Origin of the sequence: Alicyclobacillus sp. SP_1 (assembly GCF_024706985.1) — a bacterium.
Taxonomy (GTDB): Bacteria; Bacillota; Bacilli; order Alicyclobacillales; family Alicyclobacillaceae; genus Alicyclobacillus_I.
The window spans coordinates 48356-59424 of record NZ_JAMCCX010000050.1 but is presented as its reverse complement, the minus strand read 5'-3'; the positions used below and the strand labels follow the sequence as shown (position 1 = coordinate 59424).

Genomic DNA, 11069 nt, shown 5'->3' with positions numbered 1-11069 from the left:
ACGTCACGCTTTGTCGAGAGCCGCGAGTCTTGCCTTGCGTCGAAAATCGCGTCCGCGCCAAATGACCCAAATCGGCGATGCGATAAAAATGGAACTGTACGCTCCACTGATAAGACCGACAATCAGTGCAAACGTGAAGTCATGAATTGACTGGCCCCCAAAGAAGAACAGCATAAGGGCAGCAATCAACACGGTGGCAACCGTATTCAGAGACCGCGTCATCGTCTGCCACAAACTCTTGTTGACGAGAGCCTGTAACTCCTCATACGAATTGGGCGGCGTGAGTTTCATGTTTTCGCGAATTCGGTCGAAAATGACAATCGTGTCGTTGATGGAATAGCCGACAATCGTCAATACCGCTGCGATGAACGTCAGGTTGACCTCCAAGCGCAACAAGGCGAAGACCGACATGACGATAAACGCATCGTGCATGAGCGCGATGATACCGGCCACTGCATAGCGGTACTCAAAGCGAATGGCCACGTAAATCACGATGAACAGCGAGGCAAATAAGACCGCCAATACTGCTTTATGTGAAGTCTGAGTGGCAACGAGTGGATCAACCGTGTTAATTTGCGGCGGCAGTGCCTTGGGAAACGCCGTTTTCATATCCGACGTGATGTTCGCAATCTGCTTGCTCGTCAGCACATCCGAGAAGCGAATGATGGCGGTCTGGTCGTTTAAGCCGGCTTTCGTGACAGCGCCAGGAGTCAACGTCAACCCTGCTTCGGTCATGACATGCGCGACTTGAGTTGACGTGAAAGGTTGATTCAACTGCACTTGCACTTGCGATCCCGCTTTAAAGTCGGTCCCCAAGTTGAAACCCGACACCAAAAAGACCACGAGGCCCGCTACTGTGATAAGACTCGAGATGGTGAAAAACCACTTGCGTCGACGGATGATGTCAAAATGCACTTTCATTGTTCCACGCTCCTTTTCCGTGAACCATACCACCACGGTTTGCGGACGACGTTAGCCCGCGTGAACACTTGGAGCATGGTGCGCGACAGGAATACTGCCGTCAGCAAGGAGACGATGATACTGACCATCAAGGCGACTGCGAAGCCCCGCACATCTCCCTGACCAAACCAAAACATGACGACGGCAGCGATAAACGTGGTGGCGTTGGAATCGACGATGGTCCGCAAAGCTCTGCGCGAACCCGCGATGACGGCTGACTGTAAGCTACGACCGTTGCGAACCTCGTCCTTGATGCGCTCATAGGTAATGATGTTCGCGTCCACGGCAATACCTAACCCGAGCACCAAGGCGGCCAAACCAGGTAGGGTCAGGGTAATCGGGAAAGCGGCGAAAATCAGAAGCGTAACGTAGGCGTAAGCGACGATGGCCAAGTCAGCAATGACGCCAGCCATTCGATACATTCCAATCATGAAGAAAAAGATTAATATGACTGCTGCCAAACCCGCATACATGGTCGCTTTCAACGACGCTGCACCGAGCTGTGGACCGATGTTTGTCGATGCAATTCGCTTCAGAGGGTAAGGCAACGAGCCCGCGTTAAGTTCCTTCGCCAGCACACGACATTTTTCGACACTGCCGATACCCGAGATTTGCGTTTGTCCGTTTTCAATAACATCCTCAATCGTGGCGGCCGTAATGAGGTTCCCATTCAGAAATGTATAAATAGGCTTGCCCAAGTACTGCTTAGTGATTTTCGCCCATTGGGAGGCATTTTTAAACGTGACATCGACCGTCGGCGCACCCGTGGTCGAATCTTGGCCAACGGAGGCATTGCTCTTCAGGTCTCTGCCTGTCACGAGAAGCGAACTTGGCACGGGTGCTGCTTTCCCATTCTTCCCCTTTGTGACCTCTCCATAAATCGCCAATTGTGCCGTTTGCCCAATAATTTGTTCCGCCTGCTGCTGATTGAACGCGCCTGCAAGTTGAACGCTGATTTCCGAGCCATTTTCCAAGTTAATCAGCGGCGACGTCACACCAAGCGAGTCTACTCGCGTTTCGACGGCTTCTAAAGCTGCCTGAATACCCGCCTTTGTCAACGGTTTGTTGTCGACTGGCTCCACTTTATAGAGAAGGCTGATACCGCCCTTCAAATCCAACCCAAGCGGAATTTGTTTCCATACTGATGCAACGGTTCCTGCTGTCAAGCCGACAATAATGACAGCGATGCCTAGGAACACGCCAAAGCGGCCCCATTTCATGGCCTGTCCCCCTCTAGTTCACGCATTTCCAGTCCTCATTCCATCTTGTCTGTGCATTACGTTCGGGCACCTGAGTGCCGCAAATACGGGCTCTCTATCCACATCTGGCAGAGCCAACAAGCCAGCCCTTAGTATACTGGGGATATTCAAGATTCGTCAAACAAAACCACTCCATCACGTTCAGCAAAATCCGCGCTGGTACCGCTATTTTCTGCGCCATTCCATGCGTTCTCGGTCAATCCGGCAGGGGCTCGTCTTCGGAGAAGATTCCCTTATACGCGTTCACCGTCTGGTAGTTCATAAACTGGTCAATGCGCATCGTCAACACAGTTTCCACGAGTGCGTAAAGCCGTTGATTCGAGCGCGTCATCCACTCTGCACAAGCGCGGATGTCGCGAGGCGAGATGCGCTCATAGCCAATCGCCGCAAACTCTTCTGCCTTGACTCGGCAAAGCGCATCAATCTCCGAATGGTATGCCCGCGCATCGATGGATTCCGATTCGATTTCCACTATTCTTCCCCCATTCCCAAAGCCGAAACACCCGCCAAATTGCGGCTCCCTGCCTTATACGCACCGATACTTCGCAAGCAAGACATTCGCCTCTTCCTGTTCCACCCTCCCTATTCGCCACCGGAAAGCAATTTCCTACTTGGACTAACCCTCTCGCGCACGGCATACCTTGATACCAGCATGTCCTGACAGACACATCCGGCATAGAGACAGGAGGAGGCGGTGGCGTGAAGCAAAAAACATTCCTTCACGGCGCCCTAGTATTGATTGCGGCGAGTTTGGTGACGCGCATCATGGGCTTCGTTTATCGAATTTTCCTCACCCGGCTGATTGGCGCTTCGGGCATGGGGCTGTTTCAACTCGTCTTTCCTCTGCTTAATCTAGTTCTGACTTTCGTCACAGCTGGATTACCTGTCGCCATCTCTAAACTCGTAGCAGAAGCGGTTGCGGAGGGCGATCGCGTTCGCATCCGCCGCATTTTGCGCGTCAGTTCCATCGTGATTGGCACCTTGGCCGTCGTTTTCACGCTCCTCATGTGGTTCGGTAGACATTTTGTGCTGCATCACTGGTTATCTGACCCGCGCGCATACCCAAGTTACTTGGCAATGATTCCGATTGTCTCGATCATCGCCATTGCGACCATTTATCGCGGTTACTTTCAGGGAATTCAAGACATGACTCCGACTGCCTGGGCGTCCATCCTCGAGCAGATGGTCCGCATCCTCACCATTTGGGGGCTAGCCGCCTACTTCATCCGCTACTCACTGCCCTTTGCTGCTGCAGCGGCGATGATGGGCATGGTCTTCGGAGAACTCTCCGGCCTTGTCTATCTGATTGTCCAGCAGCGCCGACGAGCACGCTTAGAGCAAGTGCTCCCAGAAGCGCCCAATCGAAGTACAGAAACGACGCGTCAGACGCTCAAGTCGATCACGGCGATTGCCGCACCAGTGACACTCAGTCGTCTTATCTCATCGGCGATTTTCGCTTTGGAACCAGTGCTTGTGACACGAGCGCTGATTCACGCCGGGCTAACCATCCACCGCGCGACCGCAGCCTACGGAGAATACAGCGGCATGGCCATCCCCCTGCTGATTTTCCCGACCGTGTTTACCTGGTCCCTTGCCACTAACTTGGTCCCCGCCGTGTCTGAAGCGGTTGCGGGAAATAACATACAGCGTGTGCGCATACGGTTGACACAGAGCTTTCTCGCAACCGCTATCGTCGGCTTACCGTCGTCGGTCATTCTCACCTTGCTGGCCACTCCCCTCTCAGCGGCCATTTACCACCAACCAGAAGTGGGCAGAATTCTTGCTGTCATGGCACCGTGCGGTTTTCTTCTTTATCTCCAAGCCCCGCTGACAGGAATTTTGCAAGGCCTAAATAAGGCTGGGACGGCCATGCGTAACTCCATCATCGGTGGTGTCGTTCGACTCATCTGTATTTACTGGTTTGCCTCATCGCCACATCTGGGCATTCTCGGGGTTGCTTGGGCAGTCACTCTCTCTATTTGCTTGACTACTGGACTGCACATTTTCAGTGTGGCACGCCAGATTGGGTTCCCCATCCGCGTGGAAAGCACCATCAAGACGGTCATCGCATCTCTATTGATGCTCATCTTCGTGGAAGTCATCACGCGCCGCGGCACCTCTGTGACGGCGACGACGGTTTGGCTCGCCCTGGTGGGCTCGTTCTTCCTCTATTTCTTTTTGCTCTGTGGATTTCGCGTGGTCACTACCGCCAACGTCAAACGATTGCCGAAGGTAGGCGGACTTCTGGCGACCGTCGTATCGTGGGTGCCATTTGCCATCTAAGCGGGTGGTCTGTGAAGGGATGGTTTCATCGACCGGATCGACCGAGATGGTTCCATCGGCGAGAACCGCCGCGAAGAATACGTCCTTTACGACCGGATACCCGCGCCGGGCTAATTCTTGGTGTACCCAATTTTCATCTACCTGGAGCTTAGACAAAGATTTGGTTACGACATTTCCATCCACCACTAACGGAATAGGCAGTCCGTTGTCGACGGCTCGCACTCCAATGTCAGCTGGAGTCAATGGACGGGCGTGGGGCTTTGGGTAGACAGACAAGTCTCCCGATGTTTCTAAAATGGCAAACTCGACGTCAGCCACATCAAACAGACCCTGCTGGCGCAACTGCGTCAGCAAGTCATGCATCGTGTAGCGCATTTTTTTCATCTCACGCTCTTTAATTTGTCCCCGCTCGACAAGCACAGACGGCTCTCCGTCTACCCAGTGGCGGAAACGATGGCTTTTCAATTGGAGCAGCGCCACGGAAATTTGCAACGCAACCAGCACCGCAATACTTACCAGGCCACGAAATATGGGGATGTTCTTGTCCTCAATCGGCAGTGTCGAAGCCTCTGCAATCATGACCGAGACGACAAAATCGAAAACGGAGAGCTGGCCTATTTCGCGCTTGCCCATGACGCGCAGCGCGATCATCACAAAAAAGTACAGAACCACGATGCGCAGTACAAATTCCCACCAAGGCATATTGGCCATCCGAACGCCTCCCGATGTTGCCTAGTATGGCCAAAACGGAAAGGCTTCATCGGCACAAAGGCTTCATCGACGGAAAGCACCTCGCGAAAAAAGGCGAGTACATGAGCTTGTGCGGGAAAGGGTAGAAATGGTGGCGTAGGCACTACATAAGCACTTTTCATTTAGGCTAGAGAGGACGAAGAAGATTCCCGGTGACTCGACAGCGCCATAAACAACTGGCCCGTCTCATCGAATAAATCGGAGGTACGCGTCAGTTCCGCGAACGCAGCAAACCGCACATGAACTTGCAGTCGCAGAGCCACATTTCCTGAGACTACGTAAGAACTGGTGGTCAGAGCTTTGACAATGCGATCTGAGATAGTCCCTAGTTCCTCTTCACCGACGTTGGGTACCAAGACGAGGAATTCATCTCCTCCATAGCGACACGCCAACTCTCCTTGACGGACTACATCGCGTAGCCGCATGGCGACATCCTTTAATACCTGGGTTCCTTCCGAAAAGCCAATGGATGCGTTTACCGCTCCAAAACTCGCAATGTCCATACACACGACTCCCCATTGACGCACGCCCAATTCCAATTCCTCAGCGACGCGATTGTTTGCAAAATGATAGGTGTACAATCCCGTCAGTGCATCAATATTGAGGGGGTGGTCAAATTCGGGAGCGTATACAGCCGAGCGATTTCGCCCACGTTGCTTAGCTCCCCAGTACATCGCCGAGTCGGCTCGCAACAGCAGTTCTCTATCGGTCGACGAATGCTCTGGATAATTCGCGACACCAGCAGATACTGTGATACCTTGGAGTTGATATCCGTCAAACTCGACCTGATGATGCATAATGGCGGAGCGCATTTGCTCAATCCTCTCCAGTGCTAACGCAGTCGGCAAAGGCAAAATAACCCCAAACTCCTCCCCACCATACCGAGCCACCAGCGCGTCTTCGCCTGCCAAATCCCGCAGTAACTCTCCGACCGACTTGAGAACAGCGTCTCCGGCCAAATGCCCGTATGTATCGTTGAATTTCTTGAAAAAATCGATATCGATAATCGCCACCGAAAGCGCCGTTTCTGACTCTTGTGCCCATTTCATGCGCCGATGCAACACTTCATAGAAATGACGATAGTTGTATAAGCCCGTGGCACCGTCCCGAGCAGACCGACTGAGCAATTCCTGATATAAACGGGCATTCTCGATTAAAACCGACACGTGTGCACCAAGAGCCGTCGCATATTGAATCGACTCTGAAAACGCATAAGACCGCTTGGAGTAGAGTACAATCGCCCCTTGGACGGCGGCACGACTGTGCAGAGGCACGATGACCATGCTGAGAAATCGAATGCCGTCCGTACCAGTCCACACGACCCGACTGTCTTTGCGAGTATCCTGAACATAGACTGGTTCACGAGAGTCAATAACTTCCCAAATAACGCCTCCTTCTTCCTCCGGCCATCCCAAGGAACTGAACTGGTCCTTGTCTTCTTCCGGCTCGACAGCAAGAGGCAACAAACGTCTCGAGTCGGGGTGAATCTGAAAAACGACCACTTCGTCGGCAGAGCACAACTTTCGAACTGCCGAGGCTGTTTCGCGACCAATGGCTTCCAAGTCAAACTCGCTCGCCAAGCGAATAGCCGTGGTGTGCACCGTCTGCATATCTCGAAGTGTTCGAATATTTCGCAGAGTGTAAGACAGCACGACAAGGGGTAATAAAGCGACGACCGTCAGCCAAGACTGAATGGGCCGCAGCAACACCATAGCCAAGGAGAATGGAAAGACTATCAACAAATTGAGCATATCCGCTTTAAACAATGTGAGTGCCAACGTGCCATCGAATCTGTCCATAAATTTTTGCATCCCGTTTAAAAACAAGTGATTGGCAACCACAAAGCCGATACCAGCTGCTACCATGCCTAAAATCACGGAAAGGTTTAATGACACACCCGACGGATGATGCGGGACGACGAGGTAGAAGATGCCGACAAGAACCAGAGAACTAAGGAGGTATTGACCGACATTAAAGGCAATAATATACCAGCTGCTTTTACGCTTTCCAAAGAAAATAGCGGCCACAAACGACGCCAGCGCTGGCACCCAAATGGCCGTCTCCGGGCGATAGGCAACCACCGCCCCGAGTGGGACCGCCATCACCAAAGACGTCAAAATGGAACCGATAGGAACCGGCAAGTGCTCCAGCAGAGCGGCGACTGCCACTAGGCCGATGGTGATAAACCACCACGGATGAAACAGTCCTGGAACAAAAAACGCCCCAGCGGCCAGACCGGCCAAAGCCACAACCCAAGCATATATCGTTGCCCTCTGCGGAAACTGTCGTGTCACGTTGCCGTCCCCTACTTTCCCGTGCCGGTCTCATCGCGCCAGTCAAGCCACAAGCCATCGCCTGCCCATGATTGGCATTGTCTGCGCCAAATTTTCTCAGACCACCAAAAACTCCAGTTAGATGACGTAATTGTACTACAATCGAGCAAAAATGGAATACTCATTGGCATGTTTTTTTGAAAGAATGAATATATTGAGGCAAAGAGCGTGTCCAATGGATATCCTTGCAGGGAAGTTAAGCAAACAGCAATCCTAAGAAGGTCAACAAACCGCAACCCGAAATTGAGGAGGCTTCTTCATGCGCACGTCGAGAATTCCACCTACGTCCGCAACGCCGGAGCGTGGTTTTCCAGTACTCTATGGACTCTTCGTCGCCCTATGTCTGTCGATCTTCGGAATGATGGCCGTCATCTGGCTGGCGCAGGCAGACGACATGACGGATGGAAGAATTGTAGTTGGTAGCTACATTGTGCACGGCCTCGCAACGTTTGTAGGAGCGTTTGTTGCCAGTCGTAGAGCCAAACATCGTGAAGGTTGGTACGTCGGCGGTATCACTGGACTCCTGTATTCTTGTGTCATGACCGCCATTGGATTCGTATCCTTTCAGACATTCACCCTCGATGCAGACGGGATGTTTCGTATCTTACTCATGACCATCTTAGCGTCGTTTGCTGGAGTTTTAGGCAAAGCATCGACGCGAGAACCTGCGAAATAACGAGCGCTTCTGGCCTCGATGCCTAGCAAAGCACCGAAAAAAAACAAACGGAGGTGCGACATCTGTCGCCACCTCCGCGCATGCCTCAGTTGTAGTGCTCTATTCAATGAGCTCCGGACCGGCCGCTCTCCTCTCTCTCTGCGGTGTCTTCGGTCGATTCCGCTGTATACGTGCTACCCGAAGACGCCACAGTGCCCTGCTCATCGGCGGTTTCTTCGCGCTCTTCCCATGACGGTGTCTCCGGAGCGCCGTAAGTCGGCTCCGGTGAGCTGACAACTCGGGCTATTGCACGTGGATCCATCTCGAAGATGACGCCTGGCGCAAATTCAGCTCGAATGATGGAGTCTGTGACCAATACGATTTGACCGTGGAAGCCTCCAACCGTCACAATTTTCGAACCTACCTCCATGCTGCGCATCATGGCTTGGCGCTGCTTTTGCTGCCTTCGTTGCGGCAAAATCATCAAGATGTAAAATACGGCGATGACGACTACTAAAATGAGGAGAGAAGCAGGTTTCATGACTCAACATCCATCCCTTCCGTGTGTTCATAACCATAGGATTCGTAAAAACTTCGCTTGAGCGCGAGAAATGAGTCGTTCTCAATGGCTCCACGAATCTGTTTCATCAAGTCGAGCAGAAAATAGACATTGTGATACGAAGTCAGGCGAATTCCCAGCACTTCCTCAGCCTTGAGAAGATGGCGCAGATAGGCCCGCGTATACACCTGACACACCGCGCAAGAACAGTTCTCATCGAGCGGTCGAAAGTCCCGAGCGTATTTAGCGTTCTTCAACACTACTTTACCGCGACTCGTCAGGACCGTCCCATTTCTCGCAATGCGCGTAGGCAGAACACAGTCAAACATGTCCACACCACGCTCCACACCTTCAAACAAGTCGTCTGGGGACCCCACACCCATGAGATATCGTGGTTTCGACGCTGGCAGAAAGGCTGTGGTTTCTGCAAGTACATCATACATCATAAACTTTGGTTCTCCGACACTCAAACCACCTATTGCAAAACCAGGGAAATCCATAGAACTGAGCGAACCCGCTGCGGTCTTTCTCAAATCACCATACATACCGCCCTGCACAATCGCAAACAGCCCTTGTGTCTCTGGGCGGGCATGACTTTTCAGACACCGCTCCGCCCAGCGCAGTGTGCGTTCTAATGAAGCCTCGATATAAGGTCTATCCGCCGGATACGGCGGGCATTCATCGAGGACCATAATGATATCGGCACCGAGGGCATTCTCTATGGCCATCACCGTCTCTGGCGAAAAAAAACGCGGACTACCGTCGATGTGTGAACGAAACGTCACCCCTTCTTCGGTGATCTTGCGCAGACTGGAGAGGCTAAACACTTGAAAGCCACCACTGTCCGTGAGCACAGCACCCGGCCAACGCATGAAGGAGTGCAACCCACCTGCTTCTTGAACCAAGTCTTCTCCAGGACGCAAATGTAGGTGATAGGTGTTGGAGAGAATGATTCCGGCACCCATTTCCCTCAATTCGAATGGAGACATTGTTTTCACGGTAGCCTGTGTGCCGACTGGCATAAAGACAGGGGTTTCAATGACGCCATGCGGTGTCTTTAAGCGACCTCGCCGTGCGCGGGTATGGGAACAGCGTTGAAGTAAATCGAACTGAATCGGTCCAGACAAGGAAAAAGATCACCTCTCGGTTATAAACATCGCATCGCCAAACGAAAAAAAACGATATCTTTGCTCAATCGCCTCGCGGTACACTCGCTTTGCAAAGTCCGTGCCCATCCATGCGCAAACGAGCATGAACAGTGTCGACTTGGGAAGATGAAAATTGGTAATCAAACCATCTGCCATCCGAAATGCGTAGCCCGGATAGATAAAAATATCCGTCTCTCCATATCCCGCCTGAAGTTGACCCGCTGTAGTAGCGCTCTCTAATGTACGCAGCGCCGTAGTGCCGACAGCAATGACCCGCCGACCGTCGTTCTTCGCTCGGTTGATGGCGGTTGCTGTTTCCAGAGGCACCTCATACCACTCACTGTGCATGTCGTGCTCCTCTACATCTTCCACCTGCACCGGTCGAAATGTTCCCAGACCAACGTGCAACGTGACAAAATGTATCTCGATTCCCGCCTCGCGAATCTTTTGCAACAGCGTCTCCGAAAAATGCAATCCAGCTGTTGGAGCTGCCACAGAACCAGAACGCCTTGAATAGACGGTCTGGTAACGCTCCTTGTCTATCAATTTTTCGTGAATGTAAGGTGGCAGAGGCATGTGTCCCACACGCTCAATAAAATCGTCGAGCCCGCCTTCCACCTGAAACTTGATTTCCCGTACACCGCGCGGAAGCTCCTTTGTAATGACGGCTTGTCCGATCCGCTCGGCAACACTCGGGTCTAGCCCTTCGGCGAAAAAGGTGATCTCTGTTCCGACCGATGCACGTTTTGCTGGCTTCACCAGAGCGGTATAACTGTCCTCCGATTGACGCTCGAGAAGCAACAGTTCGAGCTTGCCCCCGGTGCTCAACTTCTCCGCAAACAGTCGCGCAGGAATAACCCTCGAGTCATTCAAGACCAAAACATCCCCTGCGGTCAACTCCTCGAGCAACTTATCAAATCGACTGTGACACCAACTCTGGCTGCGCGGGTGTACCACGAACAATCGACTCTCCGTCCGATTTTCTAGTGGAGTTTGGGCAATCAACTCTTCCGGCAATTCGTAATCAAAGTCATCGACGCGCAATGTGCGCCCTCCATCCCTTCCTAGTTCCCAAAATGACACTGGTGTCCATTATAAGTTGATCAAAAGGCGCGGTCAAAG

9 protein-coding genes and 1 pseudogene are annotated in these 11069 nt (G+C 52.4%); 2 read left to right on the top strand and 8 right to left on the bottom strand.

Features of this window, described 5'->3' with window-relative positions; genetic code table 11:
- Positions 1–3: 3 nt before the first annotated feature.
- The 3 genes from secF to M4I36_RS12220 form a co-directional block, all read right to left on the bottom strand.
- Positions 4–921 (bottom strand): protein translocase subunit SecF, encoded by a 918-nt coding sequence (gene secF / locus M4I36_RS12230; RefSeq protein ID WP_258112031.1) that lies wholly within the window; start codon positions 919–921, stop codon positions 4–6.
- Positions 918–2180 carry a protein translocase subunit SecD gene (gene secD / locus M4I36_RS12225; protein WP_258112030.1) on the bottom strand — a complete coding sequence of 421 codons (1263 nt, stop codon included), beginning with the start codon at positions 2178–2180 and terminating at the stop codon, positions 918–920. Before secD ends, secF begins: the two co-directional genes overlap by 4 nt.
- A gap of 235 nt (positions 2181–2415) precedes the next feature.
- Positions 2416–2691, bottom strand: a complete 276-nt coding sequence (locus M4I36_RS12220) for a post-transcriptional regulator (protein WP_258112029.1) — start codon at positions 2689–2691, stop codon at positions 2416–2418.
- A gap of 227 nt (positions 2692–2918) precedes the next feature.
- On the opposite strand from M4I36_RS12220, the gene spoVB reads away from it, so the two are divergent.
- Entirely contained in the window at positions 2919–4502 is a 1584-nt protein-coding gene (gene spoVB / locus M4I36_RS12215; RefSeq protein WP_258112028.1) for a stage V sporulation protein B, read from the top strand.
- A gap of 75 nt (positions 4503–4577) precedes the next feature.
- On the opposite strand, the pseudogene M4I36_RS12210 reads toward spoVB, so the two are convergent.
- Positions 4578–5081, bottom strand: a pseudogene (locus M4I36_RS12210) (DUF421 domain-containing protein); the annotation flags it as partial.
- A 293-nt stretch (positions 5082–5374) separates the two neighbouring features.
- On the bottom strand, positions 5375–7546 hold the full coding sequence (locus M4I36_RS12205) for a sensor domain-containing diguanylate cyclase (protein WP_258112027.1): 2172 nt from the start codon (positions 7544–7546) through the stop codon (positions 5375–5377).
- Positions 7547–7844: 298 nt separating this feature from the next.
- Between M4I36_RS12205 and M4I36_RS12200 the strand changes: the two genes are divergently transcribed.
- Positions 7845–8261 carry a TIGR04086 family membrane protein gene (locus M4I36_RS12200; protein ID WP_258112026.1) on the top strand — a complete coding sequence of 139 codons (417 nt, stop codon included), beginning with the start codon at positions 7845–7847 and terminating at the stop codon, positions 8259–8261.
- A gap of 103 nt (positions 8262–8364) precedes the next feature.
- On the opposite strand, the gene yajC is transcribed toward M4I36_RS12200, so the two are convergent.
- From yajC to queA, 3 genes are read right to left on the bottom strand one after another with little or no spacing between them, the layout of a single operon-like run.
- On the bottom strand, positions 8365–8781 hold the full coding sequence (yajC, locus tag M4I36_RS12195; RefSeq protein WP_258112025.1) for a preprotein translocase subunit YajC: 417 nt from the start codon (positions 8779–8781) through the stop codon (positions 8365–8367).
- The gene (tgt, locus tag M4I36_RS12190) at positions 8778–9926 is read right to left on the bottom strand and encodes a tRNA guanosine(34) transglycosylase Tgt (protein ID WP_258112024.1); all 1149 of its coding nucleotides are present in this window, start codon (positions 9924–9926) and stop codon (positions 8778–8780) included. Before tgt ends, yajC begins: the two co-directional genes overlap by 4 nt.
- A 9-nt stretch (positions 9927–9935) precedes the next feature.
- Positions 9936–10991, bottom strand: a complete 1056-nt coding sequence (gene queA / locus M4I36_RS12185) for a tRNA preQ1(34) S-adenosylmethionine ribosyltransferase-isomerase QueA (RefSeq protein WP_258112023.1) — start codon at positions 10989–10991, stop codon at positions 9936–9938.
- Between the last annotated feature and the right edge of the window lie 78 nt (positions 10992–11069).